This is a genomic window from Pseudomonas sp. TE3910 (genome assembly GCF_056279025.1).
Genome location: NZ_JBWBQN010000001.1, coordinates 2,549,996 through 2,569,369 on the forward strand (window position 1 = coordinate 2,549,996; position 19,374 = coordinate 2,569,369).

Sequence of the window (19,374 nt, forward strand, 5' to 3'; positions counted from 1 at the left end):
CTACAGGCGCTGAGCCAGGGTGCCCAAGGGCACCCGAGGCTTGGGCTTGCGGAATACCAGCACGTTGCCGAGCATCACCAGCAACAGGCCGAACAACGCCGGCGGCGTCCATTGATAGCCTTCGACGAACGCCGAAACATTCAGCGCCACCAGCGGGAACAGTACCGTGCAGTACGCAGCACGCTCCGGTCCCATGCGCCCGACCAGGGTCAGGTAAGCGGTAAAGCCGATCACCGAGCCCGGAATCACCAGGTACAGCAGCGAGCCGATGTAACGCGTGTTCCATTCCATCGCGAAGGGAATGCCGCTGATCAGGCAATACACTGCCAGCATCGTGGCCCCGTAGAACATGCCCCACGCGTTGGTGGTCATCGGTTTCAGGCCGGCTTTCTGCTGCAGGCTGGAGAGCATGTTGCCCGCCGAGAAGCACAAGGTGCCGAGCAAGGCGAGCGCCAGGCCGATCAGGGTTTCACGGCTGGCGGCATGCCCCGACAGTTCTGGCCAGAACAACAGCGCCAACCCTAACAACCCCAGCGCACCACCGCCCATGACGTTGGCCGCGATCCGCTGCCCGAAGAACACCCGGGCGTTGAGCGCGTTCCACAGGGTCGCCGTGGAGAACACCACGGCAATCAGCCCGCTGGGAATCCACTGGCTGGCCGTCAGGAAGCACATGAAGTTCACGCAGAACAGGCACAGCCCCTGCGCCAGACAAAGGCCATGCGCCCGCCGGTTCATCGGTTGCAAACGGCGGCTGAGCAGCAGAATGGCGAACAGCAGCAAGGCGGCCAAGGCAAAGCGGTAGACAATCGATACCGGGATCGCAACCACGCCCAGTTGCAGTTTCAGGGCAATCCAGGTGGTGCCCCAGATCACAACGGTCAACAGGTACAAGAACAGGTTCATGACAAAGCTCCTCTGAACTGAGGTGCAGTGTCTGCCCAGAGCACTGGGCCGGGCTTGCACAAACTTGCGCTTTTCCATCGCCAACTGCTGTGTGCTGCGGTGGACAGCGGTAGGATGGCCACAGAGGTAACCACCATGACACCGCTGGACACCCTGCAAGTCTTCAACGCCCTGCATGATTCACCCAACACCCGCCTGGAACACAGCGCGCAACTGGGTGACGGCATGGTAGCGGCCTTGTGGAACAATCAAGACGACGCACGCGATTATCAGGCGCCCAGCCATCACACCCTGTCGTGCTACATAGACGGCGGCACGGGCACGTTTCGCCGCGAACGGCCCTCTGCCAAGGGAGGCCCGGACAAGCTGTGCATTCTTCCAGCCGGGCATGACTCGAACTGGGTGATCAACGGCAAGATCCGCCTGGTACACCTGTACATCACCCAGGAACAATTCGCCCTGGAGTGCGTGCGCCTGTTGGACCGTGAGCCGCGAGAGCTGCAACTGCAAGAGAACACCTTTCTGGATGATCCCGAGCAGGCCCGACGCTTTCGCCAACTGATCGCCCTGGACTGGGACGAACCCGCCGAGCGCCTGCTGACCAGCAGCCTGGCCCATGAGCTGGTCAGCCATGCCCTGCTCAACCAGGTCGGCTTGCGCCAGGGGGTGAGGCTCAAAGGTGGCCTGGCGCCGCACCAACGCCGGCAGTTGGCCGACTTTATCGAGCAGCACCTCGACCAGCCGATCAGCCTGGGTGAGCTGGCCACCCTGTGCAACCTGTCCGAGTACCACTTCGCACGGATGTTCCGCACCAGCTTTGGGCTGCCACCGCACCAGTACCTGCTGGCCCGGCGCCTGGCCAAGGCACGCCAACTGCTGCGTTTCAGTGACCTGCCCATGCTCCAGGTCGCCCTGCTCTGCGGCTTTGCCAGCGCCAGCCACTTCAGTAACCGCTTCCGTCAGGCCCTCGGCGCAACACCGGGCGAGTACCGTCAGGCACTGCGCAGCTAACCCCGTATCGTCGCCCTTCGGTCAGAACGACAGGTCCATACCGACGGTGTAGCGACGCCCGTCCAGAACCGTTTGATACTCGGCGTAATCCACTTCCTTGTTGAAAACGTTGTACACACCCGCCAGCAGCTTGAGGTTCTTGGTCACCTTGTAGGTGCCGCCAACATCGACAAAGGTGTAGGACGGCGTGCCGTCAGACATCGTGGTACGCCCCAGATAGTCGGAGGTCTTGCCTCGGTAGTTCAGGCGCGTCCAAGTGCCCAACTGATCGGTGTTCTGCCAGTCCAGAGTGGCGTTGAACATGTGCCGGGGCATCTGGTTCAACGCCTTGCCCTTGAGCGCCCCGCTCTTCTGCTCGGAATCGGTGAAGGTGTAGTTGGTCGCCAATGTCAGGCGCTGGGTAATGGCCCAGTCCAGGGTGGCCTCGACGCCACGCATCTGCGCCTCATCGACGTTCACCCGATCACTGATGAACTTGTACGAAGTACCAGCGATCTGGCACTGCCCAGACGCATTGCCCGTGCTGTCGGTGCAACGACGCTGCTCGGTGATCTTGTCCTTGAAGTCGGTGTTGAACACCGTCAAGCCGGTCGTGAAGCCCTCCAGGTTGTCCCAAATGAAACCGATCTCCTGGCTGACGCTTTCCTCCGGCTTCAGTGCCGAATTACCGACGATAATCGCCGGATCGCCACCACCGCCGGTGATCTGGCCCCAATCGTCAACAGCTGCACGGATGTCCGGCGAACGGTAGCCAGTGGACACACCACCCTTGATCGTCCACTGCTCGGTCGGGTGATACACCCCATACAGGCGTGGCGACCAATGCGTGCCGTAGTTCTCGTCACGGTCCATGCGCAAGCCGCCGGTCAGGGCGAACTGATCGGTCAGACGCCACTCGTCTTCGGCGAACAACGCCCAGGACCAGCGGGTAAGCTGGTTGAGGGTAGCCGCCGAGGCAAGCTGGTTGCCTTGATCACTCAGGTCTTCGTACTTGTACTGACCGCCGAAGGTCGTGGTGTGCGAGTCGCTGTAGAACGACGCCTGGGAGTTGAGCACCGTGTTCTCCAGCTCCATCTTGCGGCCGGGGTTCTCGATTTTCTCCCGCTGCAGGTAGCTGTCGGTGGTGACGCTCTCCCAGCGGCCCGAGTGGCTCACAGAGAAATGCGTACGGTCGTAATCGTTCTGTGAGGAAGAAGAACGCGCCGAGCGGCCCAGGGTGGCATTGCGTTCCTGTTCGGATTTTCCGGCTTCAACGGTGATGTCGTTGTTCGTGTCCGGGGTGAACGACAGTTTGGCCGTGGCACTGTCGGTACTCTGCTCATTGAAGCCGTTGACGATGTGGTCCTCGTCACGGCGTGAGCGCTGCCCGTACAACTGCAGGCCCACCAGGTTCTCCACCAAAGGCCCGGAAATGAACGCGCTGGTGCTGGAGTAGTCCCCGGAATCGGAGCGGTCCTGGAACGTCGTCTCGGTGCGAACGCCACCGTACCACTGTGGCGTGACCTTGCGCGTGATGATGTTGATCACACCGCCCATGGCGTCGGAACCATACAACGACGACATCGGCCCACGCACCACCTCGATTCGCTCGATAGCTTCCAGCGGTGGCATCCAGCCCTGCTCGATCCCGGCACCATCACTGTTGGGACGCGTAGCGCGCGAGTCCTGGCGTTTGCCATCTACCAGCATCAAGGTGTACTTCGAGGCCATGCCACGAATACTGATGTCACTGGAACTGCCACCACCAGTTACCACCACACCCGGCACATCACGCAGCGCATCGGTGACATCACGGTAGGACTTGTTCTCGATCTGCTCACGGGAAATGACCGAAATCGACGCCGGGGCATCCTTGATCTGCTGGGAAAAACCGGAGGCGGTCACCACCATGTTGTCCAACTCCAGAGGCTGGCTCTGGGCCGAAGCCTGGGCGGTATAAAGCGAACACAAGGCGAGTGCAAGGCAGGACTTGGTGAAGCTGGGGGACATGGTGAACCTCTCCCTGGAAATGTAAATTCTACGTAAATAGAAACTAGGGGCGAATGATATTTATTCTCACCACCTAGTAAAGCGCCTTTACGCTTTTTTACACTTTCAGTAACAATCCACCCAGCACGCCAGCGATGAGGCTTCTTGATCCAGAGCAAGCCCGCAGCCCTTCCAACGGCTGCTTTTTGCGACAAGATATTTTTCTTTCAAAAGGGCTTGAATTGTTTCGCCAACTGCCTGACCTTGTAGTCAAGAGGCGATGACTGCCACGGTCCATACCGGCACCATCGATTCTCTTGCGAGCTAGCTGAATAAGGATTGATCTATGCAAGTCCATGTCAATAGCGACAACCATATTCAAAGCAGCATCCGGCTGGAACAGTGGGTCCGCAGCACCGTCGAACAACAGCTCGACCGCTTTGAAGAGGACCTCACACGCATCGAAGTTCATCTGGGGGACGAAAACGGTACCAAGCCCGGCCCACACGACAAACGTTGCCAGATGGAGGCTCGCCCCAAAGGCCACCAACCGATCTCCGTAACCCACAAGGCCGCTTCGCTTGAGCAGGCGGTGGACGGTGCAGCCGAGAAGCTCAACCACGCGCTGGAACATTTCTACGGCAAACTGCGCAGTAAACGTGCAGTGTCTCAGCAAAGCGCCGAAAGCGAGCACACCGATCAGTTGCTACAGGAAGACTTCGAGGAAAATCAGCAAGCCCTCAATAGCTGAAGACGGCTAACCCCAGGTTGCTGACGAACCCCCGCTCTTTAGCGGGGGTTCTTTTTTTAGCCAACGAAATTCTGGCGCTGATCCCTGTTGGAGCGGGTCTTGCCCGCGATACAAACGCCGCGCACTCACGAACACCCCGCCGACCCCATCGCAGGCAAGCCAACTCCAACAGAAAATGCAACCTGTAGGAGCCGGGCTTGCCCGCGATGCAGACGCCGCGCACTCACGGTCACCGCGCCGAGGCCATCGCAGGCAAGCCAGCTCCAACAGAGAATGCAACCTGTAGGAGCCGGGCTTGCCCGCGATACAAACGCCGCGCACTCACGGACACCGCGCCGAGGCCATCGCAGGCAAGCCTGCTCCAACAGAAAATGCAACCTGTAGGAGCGGGTCTTGCCCGCGATGCAGACGCCGCGCACTCACGGACACCGCGCCGAGGCCATCGCAGGCAAGCCTGCTCCAACAGAGAATGCAACCTGTAGGAGCCGGGCTTGCCCGCGATGCAGTCGCCGCGCACTCACTGGCACAACGCCGACGCCATCGCAGGCAAGCCAGCTCCAACAGCGAATGCAACCTGTAGGAGCCGGGCTTGCCCGCGATGCAGGCGCCGCGCACTCACGGACACCCCGTCGACGCCATAGCAGGCAGCCTGCTCCAACACAAACCGAGCAGCCCTATTTGGCCTCTTCGATTTCCTTGCCACTGGCGTCAATCGCCTTGGTCGAGGGGTAGCGGGACGAGGCGAAGCGCACCACCAGGATCGAGAACGACAGCAGCAGGATACCGCCGCACACATACAACAGGCCTGCGTCGGGGGCCTTGTGATGCGATACATCGCCGATCAGCAGACGGGTCAAGGCGGTGATCGCCACATACAACAGGAAGCGGATTGGCATGTGGTTGGTCTTGAAATAGATACCGACCATCGCCCCCAATTCCAGGTAGATGAACAACAGCAGGATGTCATCGACACTGACACCGCCCTTGCCCAGCATCTCCAGGAAGGTCACTACAGCGGCGTAAGCCGTGATCGCACCGATACCGAACAACGCCAGGTAATGGAAGGCCTCAACGCACAAGTTACCCAGTGAGTCGGCAGAGCCATGCAGGCTTTTTCGCAGTTTGTCAGCCCAATTGTTATTCACGGTACAGATTCCTTGATACGGCTTGAAGGAGAATGCGGCAAGTACATGACGCTTTATCTGCATGCAGTAAAAAGGCCAGGCACTGGGTTTGAGAAGGCGGCAGATTGCCGCAAGGCACGTGCGCGTGCACCCGTTCAATGCGACCGGGGGCTAAAGACCGAGGCAGGGGCTGCAAAAATGCCACTATTCAAAGCCGAGGGATTGCCTTATCCTCTTTACTGTACAAAAATACAGTATTCGTATTGTTCAATTATCGAAAGGCATGTGAGGTGATGAATGGCCGTCGAAGTGGTGTACCGCAGCAGCCGAGACCTGGAGCGCTTGTTCATGGATAAAGCCGAAGCAGACCGTCACGACAAGATGCTCGAGCTGGCTGAACTGCTGGCCGAAGTGCTGAAGAAAGCCGTGCCGTCACTGAGTGAACAGCAGGTTGAGGACGCCGGTATCTACATGGCGAAAAACCGCGACGTCTTCGCCAAGGCCTTCAAGAGCCAACCCGACGCGCTCAGCGAACTGCTGGGTGACGAAAGCCCTGCCGAGTAACCCAACTCAAGGGTATAGCAGCCGCTCGGCCAGGGTTTGCGCAACGCGCGCTGGCGAGCGCTTCTCTGCCTGGGCATGGGCAAAGACCTCTGTCAGCCGCGACGGAATGCGCGCCAGGTGCTCGGTAATGGTCGGCAACTCTTCACCTTGGTGCTTGAGCGCCACATAAATCAGGCCGCCTGAGTTGATGATGTAATCCGGTGCGTACAGGATGCCGCGGTTTTCCAGCTGATCGGCCACCTGCAGGGTGGTCAGTTGATTGTTCGCCGACCCTGCAACGGCAGCACAACGAAGCTGCATTACACTCTGTCCTGTAAGAATCGAACCCAAACCGCAAGGCGCAAAGATATCGCATGGGGTACTGATCAGCGCCTCAGACGCAATCGGATGGGCATTGAACTGCTCCATCGCCAATTGCACCCGCCCAGGATCATGATCGCTGACCAGCAGTTCGGCGCCCGCCGCATGCAACTGCTCCGCCAAGGTGAAGCCCACATTACCCAACCCTTGCACCGCCACACGCAAACCTTCCAGGTTGTCGCTGCCCAAGCGCGCCATTGAAGTCGCACGGATACCGGCAAACACGCCCATGGCCGAATACGGCGAGGGATCACCTGACGCCGTGGTGCTCGTGACATGCTGTGTTGTTTGCGCAATGCAGTCCATGTCCAGCGTCGACGTACCGCTGTCGATGGCCGTGATGTACCGCCCCTCGAGTGAATCGACAAAACGCCCGAAAGCCTCAAACAGCGCGGCCCGGTTTTCTACATGCGGGTTTCGAATGATCACCGCCTTGCCCCCACCCAGCGGCAAGCCGGCCAACGCAGCCTTGTAACTCATGCCCTGAGCCAGACGAATGGCGTCGATCATCGCACTGTCATCGTCGGGGTAGGCCAGGTAGCGACACCCGCCCATGGCGGGGCCACGCTGCTCACTGTGAATAGCAATCACGGCCTTGAGCCCGGTCGGAGGATCGATACACAGGTGCAGCGAGTGGGTGCGCGTGCTTTGCATCAGCGAAAACATCGACAAGCTCCCGAATTGCTGGGTGCTGATGCAAGTATAGGCACGCTCCGGGCAACTGATAGCGCTACTGGACGAAAGCCACGCAGGGGGCTAAAAAATAAGCGTAAGCGGAGACTTTCATGAACCCACGCAAAGCCTGTCTGGCCTGCCTCGAACGTGACCCTGTCGCGCTGTTTGAAGCGGGGTTGTGGATCGCCGCCGAGCATGACCCCGGCGTGCAACCTGCCGACTGCCTGGCTCAGGTGCAAACGCTGCAACGCGAGGTCAGTGTTGGCCTGCCCATGTTGTCTGTGAACGAACTGGCCCAGCCTCTGCTGCGGCAGCTCTGCGCGCTGGGGTTTCAGCAGGATGAGTATTACCCCTTGCGCCCTCAGGCAGCCTTGCTGGACAAGGTGCTGCTGCGCCGTCGCGGCCAGCCGCTGGCCTTGGCACTGTTGAGCCTCGAACTGGCCCGCAGCTTGTCCATTCCACTGGAGGGGGTGAACTTTCCGGGATACTTCCTGCTGCGAGTACCGGGCGCCGACCACCTGCTCGACCCGTGTGGTGGACGTCGCCTGTACCCTGCCGACTGTCGCGAACTGCTCGGTCGGCAGTTCGGCCCGCAAATGACCTTGAGCGCAGAACACCTGCTGACCGCCAGCCCACGCCAGATGCTACAACGCCTTTCACGCAACCTGCGGCAATTGCACACCACCCATGACGACGACCTGGCAGCACTGAAAGATGCTGAACGGGTCGTCGAACTAGGGTCAGCCAATGCCAGTGACTACCTGGCCAGGGCCACGCTCTACCAGCGGCTGGATTGCCCACAGGCCGAACGTTTCGACCTGGAGCATGCCTTGTTGCTCAGCGAAGACCCGATCCAGCGTTTACGCCTGACCGAGCGCCTGAGCCACCTGCCCCCCAAAGCGACATCGATTCATTGAACCTAATCACCTGCCGCGTCATGGGGTATCCGGTTGGTTAGACGGGTGTGCCTGAATGAACGCCGGGTGTTGCGCGGCCAGCGCCGCTACCCGATTGATGCGAGGATAAGCGCCGAGATCGATGCTGAACCGCTGCGCGGCATACAACTGGGGAATCAAGTAGACATCCGCCAAGCCCGGTTGTGCGCCGAAGCAGTAGCCACTGTCACCGATCAACTGCTCAACCGCCGCCAGCCCTTGGCTGATCCAGTGGGCGATCCACTGGTTGACCTGCGTTTCGTCATGCCCTAGCTGACGCAGTTGGTTGAGCACACTGACATTGTGCAACGGGTGGATGTCACAACCAATCAGCGCCGCCACCCCACGCACTTGAGCGCGTTGCTCAAGTGCAGCAGGCAGCAGTGCCGGCTGTGGATAACGTTCTTCCAGATACTCGATGATCGCCGGCGACTGTAACAACAAGGCCCCCGAGTCGACCCTCAGGGCCGGTACACGGCCCTGAGGATTGAGCGCCAAAAACGCAGACTCACGCTGCTCGCCTTTGAGCAGGTTGACCGGCAGGGACTGGAAATCCAGCCCCTTGAGCGCCAGGGCAATCCGTACCCGGTACGACGACGTCGAACGAAAGTAGGTATAGAGTTCCATGCCCTGTCCTCTTTTTTAGTGTGCTGGCAGGATCTTGCCGCGGCACTCACCAAAACCGATGCTGGCAACACCGTCGCGGATGCAACGGGCGCGCAGGATGATCTCGTCACCGTCTTCAAGGAAGCGGCGCACTTCGCCGGATGCCAGCTCGATCGGCTCCTTGCCGCCCTGGGTGATCTCCAGCAGGCTGCCAAACTGACCGGGTTTAGCGCCCGACAGGGTGCCAGAACCGAACAGGTCTCCCGATTGTAGCTGGCAACCGTTGACACTATGGTGCGCGACCATCTGCGCCACGGTCCAGTACATGCTCAAGGTGTTGCTCAGGGTCAGGCGATGGGCCGGCAGGTTCTGCTCACGCATGCGCTCGGTCACCAGCAGCACTTCCAGCTCGATGTCGAAGGCGCCCAGCGCCTGATCGCGCTTGTCGAGCAGGTAAGGCAGTGGCTGCGGGTCGCCTTCCGGGCGTGCCGGTTGGGCGCAACGGAACGGCTCCAGCGCTTCGGCCGTCACCACCCACGGCGAAACCGTAGAGATGAAGCTCTTGGACAGGAACGGGCCCAGTGGCTGGTACTCCCAGGCCTGGATGTCACGTGCCGACCAGTCATTGAGCAGACAGAAGCCGGCGATATGCTCAGCCGCTTCGGCCACCGGAATGGCCTCGCCCAACGCGTTGCCCTGGCCGATCCAGATGCCCAGCTCCAGCTCGTAATCAAGCCGTGCGCAAGGGCCGAAGGTCGGCTCGCTCTGCCCGGCAGGCAGGGTTTGACCCTTCGGCCGACGGACATCCGTACCCGACGGACGAATGGTCGAAGCACGGCCGTGATAACCAATCGGCACATACTTGTAGTTCGGCAGCAAAGGGTTGTCCGGACGGAACAGTTTGCCAACGTTCTTGGCGTGTTCGATGCCTACGTAGAAGTCGGTGTAATCGCCAATCCGGGCAGGCAGGTGCAACTGGCACTCAGCAGCCGGATACAGCAGTGGTCGCAGTGCGGCCTGGTGCTCGCTGTGTTCACCCAACAGCGCCAGCAGACGCTCGCGCAGGGCAACCCGGGCACCACGGCCCAATGCGAAGAACGCATTCAGCGCACCGCCACGGGTAGCCTCGACAGCAACACGGGCTTGGCCCTCGAACAGGCCAGCGGCCAGAGCGCCTTCCAGGTCGAGGATGGCATCGCCAATGGCAACACCACAGCGTGGCGCCTGGTCGTTACGGCTGAAGATACCCAGGGGCAGGTTCTGCAGCGGGAAATCGCTATGCCCGTTGGCGTGATCGACCCAACTACGGGCAATGGCGGACTGATTCATGGGTTATCTCCGATTCGGGGTGAAGGTGCTCGGCAACGATGCCCAGCAACTATCGTAGTCGGCCTGCAATTGCGGGCATTCCAGTGCATGGCGCGTCGGTCTCAGCATCTGGCTGGTCTCGAACATGAAGGCCATGGTGTTATCGATCTTGTTCGGTGCCAGGTCAGCGGCAATCGCCTTGGCACAGGTTTCAGCATCCGGGCCATGGGCGCTCATGCAGCTGTGCAGCGACGCACCGCCAGGCAGGAAACCTTCGGCCTTGGCGTCATAAGCCCCCTGGATCAGGCCCATGAACTCGTTCATCAGGTTGCGGTGGAACCATGGCGGACGGAAGGTGTTCTCGGCCACCATCCAGCGTGGCGGGAAAATCACGAAATCGATGTTGGCCATGCCCGGCACGCTGGTCGGCGAGGTCAGTACGGTGAAAATCGATGGGTCCGGGTGGTCGAAGCTGACGGTGCCAATGGTGTTGAAACGGCGCAGGTCGTACTTGTACGGCACGTTGTTGCCATGCCACGCCACCACATCCAGCGGCGAATGCTGCAACACACAGCCCCACAGCTCACCCAGGAACTTCTGCACCAACGGCACAGGGCCCTGGTGCTCTTCGTAATGGGCCACCGGCGCCAGGAAATCACGCGGGTTGGCCAGGCCGTTACTGCCAATCGGGCCAAGGTCCGGGATACGCAGCGGCGCACCGTGGTTCTCGGCGATGTAGCCGCGCGCGGTACCGTCGAGCAGTTCGACACGGAACTTCAAGCCACGCGGCAGCACGGCGATTTCCAGTGGTTCGACCTCCAGCACACCCAGCTCGGTGGCGATACGCAGGCGGCCCTGCTCCGGCACCAGCAACAGTTCGCCGTCGGCGTTGAAGAACACGCGCTCCATCGAGCGATTGGCGCAATAGCTGTAGACGCTCACACCCGCTGGCTTGTCAGCAGCCGAGTTGGCCGCCATGGCGACCCAGCCGTCGATGAAATCGGTCGGCTCGGCGGGGATATCCAGCGGGTTCCAGCGCAGCCGGTTTGGCGTCACCGCGCCCAATGGGCCACCGGCCAACTGACGCTCCAGGCGCTCGAACGCCGGATGCAGGGCCGACGGCCGGATACGGTACATCCAGGTGCGGCGCAGTTCACTGCGGGTCATGGTGAACGCGGTGCCGGAGAACAGTTCGGCGTACAGCCCGTACGGGGCCTTTTGCGGAGAGTTTTGCCCGACAGGCAGGGCGCCCGGCAATGCTTCGCTGGCGAATTCGTTACCGAAACCGCTCTGGTAGCTGAGTGAGGACGTGGAATCGAGGTTCATCGAGACTCCTGGCCATGAGGCCGGTTACGGGCAGTTGGCTGCGAACCGACCAGGCGGTGACAGCACGTCTGCATTATTTTTATCGTAATCACATTACGCATAACGTAATTTGATTGCCAAAGTCCGTCAAGCTATAAATACGCCCTCCTGTCTCTCCCGGATCGAATGCCCCATGGCCAAAGCCAGCTCCACCGCCGATAGCACCGGCAAACAGAAGGTTCGCTCGGCAGAGGTCGGCACCGACATCCTCAAGGCCCTGGCTGAACTGTCGCCCGCCACGTCACTGTCACGCCTGGCCGAACACGTTCAAATGCCCGCAAGCAAGGTTCACCGCTACCTGCAGGCGTTGATCGCCAGCGGTTTTGCCGAACAGAACCCGGCGACCAACCACTATGGGCTGGGCCGTGAAGCGCTGCGCATCGGCCTGGCCGCACTGGGTGGCATCGATGTATTGAAGGTCGGCGCAATGCCGCTGTCGCAATTACGTGATGAGCTTAATGAAAGCTGCTTTTTGGCCGTATGGGGCAATAAGGGCCCAACCGTGGTCAGCATTGAGCCGGCCGTGCGTGCTGTAACCGTGGTCACGCAGATCGGCTCGGTACTGCCGCTGCTCAGCTCATCCACCGGGCTGGTGTTCGGGGCCTACCTGCCGGAGCGCGAAACCCTCGAGCTACGTGATCAGGAACTGGCGGCCCTGAAGCAGACCGCCAGTGAGTACGACGCCTTGTTTGCACAAATCCGTGAACGTGGCCTGCACCATATCCACGGCCTGCTGATGCCGGGCGTCGATGCGCTGTCAGCCCCCGTGTTCAATGCGGTCGGCAAGATCGCGGCGGTTATCACCGTGGTCGGCCCGACCTCGATCTTTCATGCCGATGAACAGGGGCCAGCCGCTCAACGGCTGCTGGCCACTGCAAAAACCATTAGCTGGCGAATGGGGCATGACCTTTAGGGAGCGCCTGCGCGCTGGCTTCCAGGTCACCAAGGAACAGCGTCAGCTCTTCCTTGAACACCTTGTAGGTCGGGGTCGCGGCCTTGGGGGCGACGGGTGCTACGAGCTCCTTGCACAAGTTTTTGAGCAACTCCACCTGGGCAGAGCTCGGCCCACTCGACAACTTGGAAAGGGCAGCAAGCAAGCGCCCCCATCCCCCTACCATCGAGAACACCCCCAACCCTGACAACGCAAAGGAAACCAGCGCTGAAGCCCGGTCACCATCACGGTAGGCCAGCGCCCCCTTCGTGAATGCTCGCAACGTAGTAAAGGCCGATATCGCCATTGACGCCGGTGGAAACGGCATCGAAAGAATGGACGCGGTACTGAGCACCACCTCAAACAACAACCGCGATATCCGCTCGGCAACGCTGGTCGTGTCATGATCGACATCGTCGATGATGCGCAGCGTCATGGCATCGAACTCATCACCAAGATCACTGATCCGGGTGTACTCACCGTAGGCACTGACGATCAGATCGGTGGGGTCCACCCGCGCGCGCGATATCGTTAATCAAGGTACCGATGATCCGCTGATCCTTGATCGCCACTCGGCGATAGAAGTAATCACCGAGGCCATACGCCTTCCATTGACTGATCAGGTCTTCCCGACTGCGCAACCAGCGGCCATCAGGGGCATCCGGGGTGTACAGCAGGTCGTCCGCGGCATTGCCCTGCATGTGCCGGAGAATATAGACACCTTCGATACGCTGGCCGCGCAAGGCAAGCTGGTACACACCGTCCTTTTGGTAGGTTCTGTCGCCACCCACCACGGGCGGTTCGAGTTCCAGCAGCGATTCGACCGTCGCCTTCATCCAGCGGCGCTGCGCTGACGAAAGGTTCCCCTGCAACACTTCGCAGAGCGCGGTCCGCGTGATCTGCAGGCGCAACAAGTGGCCATGCAATGCGCGATACAGGCCGTATTTCGCATCGGTCTTCACCAGTGTCTGCTTGGCCTGCGCGATATAGCGCTCCCCCAACTTTGCCGAACGTATGTAGCTCGCCACACGTCGACGATCAAGCCTCGACAGATCCTGCCCGCGGGTTGAGGCGAACCTGGCGAACTCCTCGAAATTGAAACTGCTGCCGTATCCGCTTATCACCACTTGAGTCAGCGTCATCTCGGCGCCCGCCTCAAGTGTTACCAACACCGTGTCAGGGTCTACCCAGCCACCCGTTGAGTTCGAACCGAGCAACGTGTTGAGCCATTGCCCGACTTCATGGTGGGCAAAGCTTCGGAAATGGGGAAGGCTGTAGTGTTTTTCATATTCCTGCCCAAGTGCCTGCAACATGAAGTCCAGGTTGCTCAGTGCCTGACGGTCGTTGGGGGTAGCATCGCGGTACCATTGCGGCGTGACGGCCTGCAGCTCATCCAGCAGACCCTCCACTTTCATTGAGGCAATCTTGGACAGCGCGTCGCTCCATGTGCTTGCCTCCCAAGGCTTCAGCACCATGCTGTTACGTATCCAATGCGTGGTGGAGCGATGCTGTTGCTCAAGATGGCGCCTGAAGCCGGACCGCTCTGCAAAGGCAACCTGGCCGACCAGATAATCACAGCCTGGCGCTGTAGCTGACCACCCAGCCATGGCGTCGCTCAGATGATGCACAGCGTCAAACACCCTGACATCCCCACCTGGCGCACCCGGCGCGTAAACGATATAGCGCCAGTCATCACCCTGGGGATAACGCACATAGAACAGATCCTTCAGTACCACCCCTTGCTCATTGAGCAACACACATCCCACCTCGACACCCAGCGACGCCAACGAGCCGTTGTGCTGACCAAGGCGTTCAAACACCTCAAATGCCGTTGGGTCCATGCCCTGATAACGCGCACTCAGAAACGACAACGACAAGCGCGCCTGCAGGGCGTCGGCCATCGCCGCTGTTCCCTCCTCTGTCAGGTAAAGGGCTTGCACGGCATCGATGTAACCCATGCGCAGATTCAGCTCGGCAATCATCGCAGCAATGAACTGCGCCGAAAGGTCTGGCCCCTGGACAACCTGCACAACGACCTGAGCCTCTTGCCCTTGATAGCCTCCCGAGAGCACCCATTGGCCAAGGCTCAATTGCCGGCTGCCGGTTTGTACATGGCCATCGAGGTCTATTGAGTACGCGACATTGAGCAAAACCTGCTCAGCGTCGATGGTCAGCCCCAGATGCTTTTGCACATATGCCTGGATTTGCAGGCGGGCATAATCCTCATGGCTGGCATGCCCCTCAAGCAGCGTATCTACACGCAGTTGGGCATCTTCGAGCGTTTTTTCACGCTGCTCATAAGCGACTTTTTCGTCACCGACCAGAAACCGCAACCAGTCTGGTTGACGGGAAACACGGTACTGCCTGAGGCGATCGGCATGACGCGCCTGAAGCGTTGAAACCAGTACGCGCTGCTGCTCCATCGCAGCCAGCGCTTCCCACACCTGAGGTGCAGGCTGCGAGTGAGCACGTGCGTTCTGCAGGATGTCGAGAAACCACTGTCGCTGAGTACGCTGCAGATCTGCAACGTGTTGTTTGAACACGTCTTCAGCAAAAGGCTGCTCGACAACCGTGAGCGTCTGCCCCTGAAGCAGGGCCTGTTGCGCAGGCGCCAAGTGCTGTAACAGTGGTTGACGCGTTTCAGTTTTTTGCAGGCGCCACGTCACGTCACCCAGCAGCGACTGAAGATCACCATACAGCCCCAGCCCATCCCAGGTGCTGTACAAACACACCACCGTGTCGGCGGGATGCTCGGCAAAATCACCTGATACGAAGGCCTGCGAAAGTGGAATGGCCTGCCCGCTATCGTCAAGCAGCGAAAGTGTCCTGAGCGTCGCATCAGCATTAAAGATGCTCTCCTCCAACTGCTTGCAACGGGCGGCCCTTTCAGGTCGCCCCTTGGCCCATAAATGAATATCGAGAAAGAACAGATAGGCCAGCAGTTGGTGAAGCCTGTTTGGGCCAAACGCTTCATCGGGGCTTAACGCACCCGCCCAAAAATCTTGAAGTTGCTCCAACCATGTATCAGCCCACTGGGGAAGCAGTTCGCCAAGCACCTGATGAATAAGGTTTACATCGGCATCGATGGGCTGAGTTACACCCGCCGCGAAAAGCTGCGGGCCCATTTGCTCAAGCGACAGTGCCTGCTGATCAATCATGGCCTGCAGCGCAAGGTCGATCAGCGGTACGCCCTGTTGAACCCGCAAGGCCTGAAGATCAACATCGCAACCCAACGCAGCCATTCGCACCTGAAACTGTTGACGTATGACCTGCGCTAAAGAAGGGGCCGTGCTTAAAACCGACTGTATCTTCAATACGGTATTGGTCATTTCAAGTAGAAGTTCTTGCACACTGAAGTTCTCCAGTCGTTCAGTGGACAATGTAAACGGTGTAGAGGTATTCATTCGCCATCCTTGTGAATGTGGTTATTAGCGGCCAAGAAACTACCCACAAGAACGTGCAAACCCAAGAGGAGAAAGTGCCTGAAAAGTATCAAAATTAATCAGAACTAATGGATCCAATTAATGCGCCCAGTACTTAAAAGTTTTTCCTTCAGCGCGCTTATTTACAACCCACTTACTGCCTGTTTTCCGACATAAAAAAACACCCCAAAACAAAACACCAACACGCCGTCTTACCTGCGGTGAAAGTGCTGCATAACCTAAAACTATTACAGCCTGCGTAAAAGAGAATGTCAGAAACCACTATTTTTCCTGAAAGATCAGCGCCTTATTCTAAGCCCACCTGCCCAGTAGAGCCGCTCAACAAGCAACTCCTGGCAGGCTTGTAGGCTTACTCAATAGCGGAGTACCTACCCAGTTCACCGACGTTGATTTTGAAGCTCCTTGATCTACGTCTTACTTGGCCGCTGCTTTGCAGCGGCCTTTTTTATTCTGTACCGCTGCGGGCTTCAGTCGGCCGCGTCATCGCAGTGAAGCGATGAGCGATCGGTGCCAGAATCAAATCATTTGTGGCAGCGTCACCGGGCCCACACCAACAGGAACATCCTCAACATTCAGGATCAGGCCTGTTTCAGTGGCCGCCCCAGCCGGGAGTAAGCGCGGAACGCCAGGTAGTGATACAGCACCTGGACCGGTGATTCAGTGTGTGGGTAATGGCCAATTCCCGGCAGCAGCACCGTATCGGGCTCCGGCACCAACTGCCGGTAACGCTCAACCACATGGCCTCCGCAAACCGGGTCTACCAGGCCATTGATAAACCGTAGCGGCACATCGCCCACCAGCAACGCCCCGACCCAGCGCTCGCGGTAGGTCATGCACTCCAACGGGTAAGTACTGAGCTTGTGCAATACCCGCATGCCACGGTTGGAAACCATCAGGCTCCAGCAGTCATCCAGCGCACTTTCACTGGGACGGGTACGAGGCCCGTAGATCTTGCTGACGCAATTGACCAAATCATCACGCCGGAAAGAGCGTGCCACCAACCAGCCAAGCCGACTGAGCAGCAGCTTATGAATCAGCAGAGGCCGATGGCACTCGGGGAACAGCGCTGCATTGAGGAACACGCAACTGGCGATCTGCGCCCGCCCTTCATGGTGACGCGCCAGCAGCTCCTGAGCGACCGTAGCCCCATAATCATGCCCCAACAGATGCACAGGCTCAGTGACCTGCAGGTGCTCAAGCAACGCCTGCTGGATATCCGCCTGCTCCAGCAGGCTGTAGCTGTAGTGCAGGGGCTTTGAGGAATCGCCAAAACCGAGCATGTCACAGGCAATCACCTGATAGCGCTGTGCCAGAGGCTGCCAGAGATAGTGCCAATCCCAACTGGCGGTTGGAAAGCCATGGAGCAACAGCAGTGGTTCGCCATGGCCGGCGGTCCAGTAACGGAGGGTTTGGCCCCGGAACGAAAAATGATGCCCCCGGGTGCGCCAGACACTTAACGGTATCTCGGCAAGAGGCATCTGCGCAGTCCCCGTGGCGTGGTCGAAGTCCTGTTGAGCAAGGTATTGGCGGTATTCATTGCAATCACCTCGGCACGTTCATGTGCGCTGCTGGCAAACAGTCTAGCCAGCTTTGATCAACCCGAGAGTGCATTGCCAGCCAGCCTATTGACCGTGTGAGTCATTGCGCAAAAATGTCAGGACAAGGCGACCAACAGCACCATTCAGCCACGCAGGGCAGCAGCAAACCCGGCCAACCAGGGTTCGGCATCGGTCTCCGGGGTAACGGTCTCACTGGCATCCAGGCGCAGCATCGGCTGCACTTCCTTCAGGCCCATCTCGGCAAACAATTCGCGCAATTGTTCACCGCCAGCACAGAAAGTATCGCCGTAGCTCGAATCGCCCAGACCGATCACTGCACCTGGCAATCCACGCCACATTGCCGGCAAGGCATCGCGGATTTCACAGAACAGCGGCATCAGGTTGTCTGGCAATTCGCCCATGCCGGTGGTCGACGTCACGGCCAGAAAAGCCTCTGGGGCAAAACCTTGCAGGTCTTGAAGGGTCGCCCGGCCAGCATGCCAAGCCTCAAAACCAGCGGCTTTGAGCAACGACTCGGCGTGGCGAGCAACTTCGTCGGCAGTACCATAGACCGAACCGGAAAGGATGGCGACTTTCATAGTAGATTCCGAAACTGAGTAAAAACGTAGGATACTAACACCGCAGGCTGGCAAATGGCCCCACGCCAAAGGTGTAGGGCTACGCGCAATCTTCTAGAATCAGCCATCCTGTCAGGTCGTTCTTCCCATTTTGCAGGCCCTTGTCCATGATCAACGCCAAACTGCTGCAACGCATGATTGACGCCTCCACAGACGGCATTGTGGTCGCGGAACAGGAAGGCGACGACACCATCCTGATCTACGTAAACGCCGCCTTCGAGCGTATCACCGGCTATAGCGCCAACGACGTGCTCTACCGCGACTGCCGTTTCCTGCAACAGAACGAGCGCGACCAACCGGCACGCGCACGTATCCGCCAAGCCATCAAGGAAGGCCGCCCCTGCCGAGAAATCCTGCACAACTTCCGCAAGGATGGCACCGCCTTCTGGAACGAACTGTCGATCACGCCCGTCTACAATGAAGCCGATCAGCTGAAGTACTTCATTGGCATTCAGAACGATGTCAGCCGCCAGGTGGAAGCCGAACAGCGTGCGGCACAGCTGGAGCAGCAACTGGCCGAGGCCTTGGCCCGCATCAAGGTACTGGAAAGCGACCAACGGTCGTAAACAAAGCGGGCAGATTGTTGTCCATCAATTTACCGCCTCGTAGACCGATCAAGATTTCCGGGTTTGACCATGCAAACAGACGCCCTACTCACCCAGGATGAGCTGGACTTCATTCAGAACATGCAACATTCGCCGCAGTTCGATGTGGCGGATGCGACCGCCAGCCTGCTGCTCAACAGCGACAGCCAACTCAAGAACCTGCTGACCCGCCTGATCGCCCACGAACAGGTCACCCTGCAAGCGCAGTTCGAAAACCACCAGATGAGTTTTCCCCTGCAACTGGTCGAAGACGAGTTCCACGCCACGCACCTGCAAGTGGGCGCGCCGAGCATCTACGAAGACGGGCCGATGGTACGCCCCTGGCGCCTGACCCTGGACACGCCGGTTGCGCTGGAAGACGACATGGGCCTGAGCACGGATCTATGGGTACGGGAGATATCGTTCAAAGGGGTACTGCTTGAAGTGCGCCAGCCAGAGCCACCTGCGCGATTCTCGCTGTGGTTCAACCCCGGGAGCGCAGAGGCACCCATTGCACTTGAGGGCACCCTGCAACGGCGTGCGGCTGACGGCCTTGCAGCCTATCGCCTGAGCCAGCGCCATTCTGCCGAGACCGAGCGCCTGCGCGAGTACATTCTGCAACAACACCGCCGCGCGCATCCGGATGTGCACGCGGCCTGAAGGCCGC

General features: G+C 59.4%; 19 protein-coding genes. 8 read left to right on the top strand and 11 right to left on the bottom strand.

Annotated features, from left to right (window positions below; genetic code table 11):
- Positions 1-906 (bottom strand): DMT family transporter, encoded by a 906-nt coding sequence (locus ACZ9H3_RS11565; RefSeq protein ID WP_330523003.1) that lies wholly within the window; start codon positions 904-906, stop codon positions 1-3.
- A 135-nt stretch (positions 907-1,041) separates the two neighbouring features.
- On the opposite strand from ACZ9H3_RS11565, the gene ACZ9H3_RS11570 reads away from it, so the two are divergent.
- On the top strand, positions 1,042-1,917 hold the full coding sequence (locus ACZ9H3_RS11570) for a helix-turn-helix domain-containing protein (protein ID WP_065758834.1): 876 nt from the start codon (positions 1,042-1,044) through the stop codon (positions 1,915-1,917).
- A 21-nt stretch (positions 1,918-1,938) separates the two neighbouring features.
- Here the strand turns inward: ACZ9H3_RS11570 and ACZ9H3_RS11575 are convergent, their stop codons facing one another.
- On the bottom strand, positions 1,939-3,906 hold the full coding sequence (locus ACZ9H3_RS11575; RefSeq protein WP_476220826.1) for a ligand-gated channel protein: 1,968 nt from the start codon (positions 3,904-3,906) through the stop codon (positions 1,939-1,941).
- Positions 3,907-4,231: 325 nt separating this feature from the next.
- On the opposite strand from ACZ9H3_RS11575, the gene ACZ9H3_RS11580 reads away from it, so the two are divergent.
- Positions 4,232-4,636 carry an HPF/RaiA family ribosome-associated protein gene (locus tag ACZ9H3_RS11580; protein WP_099775753.1) on the top strand — a complete coding sequence of 135 codons (405 nt, stop codon included), beginning with the start codon at positions 4,232-4,234 and terminating at the stop codon, positions 4,634-4,636.
- Positions 4,637-5,310: 674 nt separating this feature from the next.
- Here ACZ9H3_RS11580 and ACZ9H3_RS11585 read toward each other — a convergent pair.
- Entirely contained in the window at positions 5,311-5,781 is a 471-nt protein-coding gene (locus ACZ9H3_RS11585) for a phosphate-starvation-inducible protein PsiE (RefSeq protein WP_065758787.1), read from the bottom strand.
- A gap of 276 nt (positions 5,782-6,057) precedes the next feature.
- Between ACZ9H3_RS11585 and ACZ9H3_RS11590 the strand changes: the two genes are divergently transcribed.
- Positions 6,058-6,324, top strand: coding sequence for a YebG family protein (locus ACZ9H3_RS11590; RefSeq protein ID WP_065758788.1), 267 nt, complete (start codon positions 6,058-6,060; stop codon positions 6,322-6,324).
- Between the two features lie 6 nt (positions 6,325-6,330).
- On the opposite strand, the gene ACZ9H3_RS11595 is transcribed toward ACZ9H3_RS11590, so the two are convergent.
- A complete protein-coding gene (locus tag ACZ9H3_RS11595) occupies positions 6,331-7,350 on the bottom strand; it encodes a Leu/Phe/Val dehydrogenase (protein WP_476220830.1) in 1,020 nt (339 codons plus the stop codon).
- 119 nt (positions 7,351-7,469) lie between these two features.
- Here ACZ9H3_RS11595 and ACZ9H3_RS11600 point away from each other — a divergent pair, with 119 nt between their 5' ends.
- A complete protein-coding gene (locus tag ACZ9H3_RS11600) occupies positions 7,470-8,276 on the top strand; it encodes a SirB1 family protein (protein WP_099775755.1) in 807 nt (268 codons plus the stop codon).
- 18 nt (positions 8,277-8,294) lie between these two features.
- Here ACZ9H3_RS11600 and maiA read toward each other — a convergent pair whose 3' ends face one another.
- The 3 genes from maiA to hmgA are packed head-to-tail and all read right to left on the bottom strand — an operon-like array spanning position 8,295 to position 11,534.
- Entirely contained in the window at positions 8,295-8,921 is a 627-nt protein-coding gene (gene maiA, locus ACZ9H3_RS11605; RefSeq protein ID WP_476220832.1) for a maleylacetoacetate isomerase, read from the bottom strand.
- A gap of 15 nt (positions 8,922-8,936) precedes the next feature.
- Entirely contained in the window at positions 8,937-10,229 is a 1,293-nt protein-coding gene (gene fahA, locus ACZ9H3_RS11610; protein ID WP_330523000.1) for a fumarylacetoacetase, read from the bottom strand.
- A 3-nt stretch (positions 10,230-10,232) separates the two neighbouring features.
- Positions 10,233-11,534 (bottom strand): homogentisate 1,2-dioxygenase, encoded by a 1,302-nt coding sequence (gene hmgA, locus ACZ9H3_RS11615; RefSeq protein ID WP_065758793.1) that lies wholly within the window; start codon positions 11,532-11,534, stop codon positions 10,233-10,235.
- A gap of 172 nt (positions 11,535-11,706) precedes the next feature.
- Here hmgA and ACZ9H3_RS11620 point away from each other — a divergent pair, with 172 nt between their 5' ends.
- Positions 11,707-12,486 carry an IclR family transcriptional regulator gene (locus ACZ9H3_RS11620; protein ID WP_065758794.1) on the top strand — a complete coding sequence of 260 codons (780 nt, stop codon included), beginning with the start codon at positions 11,707-11,709 and terminating at the stop codon, positions 12,484-12,486.
- Here ACZ9H3_RS11620 and ACZ9H3_RS11625 read toward each other — a convergent pair.
- Together ACZ9H3_RS11625 and ACZ9H3_RS11630 are read right to left on the bottom strand one after the other, a co-directional pair.
- Positions 12,458-13,018, bottom strand: coding sequence for a hypothetical protein (locus ACZ9H3_RS11625; protein WP_476220834.1), 561 nt, complete (start codon positions 13,016-13,018; stop codon positions 12,458-12,460). The genes ACZ9H3_RS11620 and ACZ9H3_RS11625 overlap by 29 nt on opposite strands.
- On the bottom strand, positions 12,981-15,230 hold the full coding sequence (locus ACZ9H3_RS11630; RefSeq protein WP_476220836.1) for a hypothetical protein: 2,250 nt from the start codon (positions 15,228-15,230) through the stop codon (positions 12,981-12,983). The genes ACZ9H3_RS11625 and ACZ9H3_RS11630 overlap by 38 nt, the downstream gene beginning before the upstream one ends.
- A gap of 333 nt (positions 15,231-15,563) precedes the next feature.
- Here ACZ9H3_RS11630 and ACZ9H3_RS11635 point away from each other — a divergent pair, with 333 nt between their 5' ends.
- Positions 15,564-15,782, top strand: coding sequence for a hypothetical protein (locus tag ACZ9H3_RS11635; RefSeq protein ID WP_099775759.1), 219 nt, complete (start codon positions 15,564-15,566; stop codon positions 15,780-15,782).
- A gap of 743 nt (positions 15,783-16,525) precedes the next feature.
- Here ACZ9H3_RS11635 and ACZ9H3_RS11640 read toward each other — a convergent pair.
- Together ACZ9H3_RS11640 and ACZ9H3_RS11645 are read right to left on the bottom strand one after the other, a co-directional pair.
- Entirely contained in the window at positions 16,526-17,425 is a 900-nt protein-coding gene (locus ACZ9H3_RS11640; protein ID WP_476220839.1) for an alpha/beta fold hydrolase, read from the bottom strand.
- 203 nt (positions 17,426-17,628) lie between these two features.
- Positions 17,629-18,084: a flavodoxin gene (locus ACZ9H3_RS11645; protein WP_476220841.1), complete on the bottom strand. Its 456-nt coding sequence runs from the start codon at positions 18,082-18,084 to the stop codon at positions 17,629-17,631.
- Between the two features lie 146 nt (positions 18,085-18,230).
- Here ACZ9H3_RS11645 and ACZ9H3_RS11650 point away from each other — a divergent pair, with 146 nt between their 5' ends.
- Together ACZ9H3_RS11650 and ACZ9H3_RS11655 are read left to right on the top strand one after the other, a co-directional pair.
- Positions 18,231-18,689 (top strand): PAS domain S-box protein, encoded by a 459-nt coding sequence (locus tag ACZ9H3_RS11650; RefSeq protein WP_099775762.1) that lies wholly within the window; start codon positions 18,231-18,233, stop codon positions 18,687-18,689.
- Between the two features lie 69 nt (positions 18,690-18,758).
- Positions 18,759-19,367 (top strand): hypothetical protein, encoded by a 609-nt coding sequence (locus ACZ9H3_RS11655; protein ID WP_330522996.1) that lies wholly within the window; start codon positions 18,759-18,761, stop codon positions 19,365-19,367.
- The last annotated feature ends 7 nt before the right edge of the window (positions 19,368-19,374 follow it).

Coding starts and splice junctions, on each gene's coding strand:
- ACZ9H3_RS11600 (WP_099775755.1), top strand. CDS start 7,470: ATGAACCCACGCAAAGCCTGTCTGGCCTGCCTCGAACGTGACCCTGTC.
- ACZ9H3_RS11650 (WP_099775762.1), top strand. CDS start 18,231: ATGATCAACGCCAAACTGCTGCAACGCATGATTGACGCCTCCACAGAC.
- maiA (WP_476220832.1), bottom strand. CDS start 8,921: ATGGAACTCTATACCTACTTTCGTTCGACGTCGTCGTACCGGGTACGG.
- ACZ9H3_RS11590 (WP_065758788.1), top strand. CDS start 6,058: ATGGCCGTCGAAGTGGTGTACCGCAGCAGCCGAGACCTGGAGCGCTTG.
- hmgA (WP_065758793.1), bottom strand. CDS start 11,534: ATGAACCTCGATTCCACGTCCTCACTCAGCTACCAGAGCGGTTTCGGT.
- fahA (WP_330523000.1), bottom strand. CDS start 10,229: ATGAATCAGTCCGCCATTGCCCGTAGTTGGGTCGATCACGCCAACGGG.
- ACZ9H3_RS11570 (WP_065758834.1), top strand. CDS start 1,042: ATGACACCGCTGGACACCCTGCAAGTCTTCAACGCCCTGCATGATTCA.
- ACZ9H3_RS11580 (WP_099775753.1), top strand. CDS start 4,232: ATGCAAGTCCATGTCAATAGCGACAACCATATTCAAAGCAGCATCCGG.
- ACZ9H3_RS11640 (WP_476220839.1), bottom strand. CDS start 17,425: ATGCCTCTTGCCGAGATACCGTTAAGTGTCTGGCGCACCCGGGGGCAT.
- ACZ9H3_RS11655 (WP_330522996.1), top strand. CDS start 18,759: ATGCAAACAGACGCCCTACTCACCCAGGATGAGCTGGACTTCATTCAG.
- ACZ9H3_RS11645 (WP_476220841.1), bottom strand. CDS start 18,084: ATGAAAGTCGCCATCCTTTCCGGTTCGGTCTATGGTACTGCCGACGAA.
- ACZ9H3_RS11575 (WP_476220826.1), bottom strand. CDS start 3,906: ATGTCCCCCAGCTTCACCAAGTCCTGCCTTGCACTCGCCTTGTGTTCG.
- ACZ9H3_RS11620 (WP_065758794.1), top strand. CDS start 11,707: ATGGCCAAAGCCAGCTCCACCGCCGATAGCACCGGCAAACAGAAGGTT.
- ACZ9H3_RS11595 (WP_476220830.1), bottom strand. CDS start 7,350: ATGTTTTCGCTGATGCAAAGCACGCGCACCCACTCGCTGCACCTGTGT.
- ACZ9H3_RS11565 (WP_330523003.1), bottom strand. CDS start 906: ATGAACCTGTTCTTGTACCTGTTGACCGTTGTGATCTGGGGCACCACC.
- ACZ9H3_RS11635 (WP_099775759.1), top strand. CDS start 15,564: ATGAATAAGGTTTACATCGGCATCGATGGGCTGAGTTACACCCGCCGC.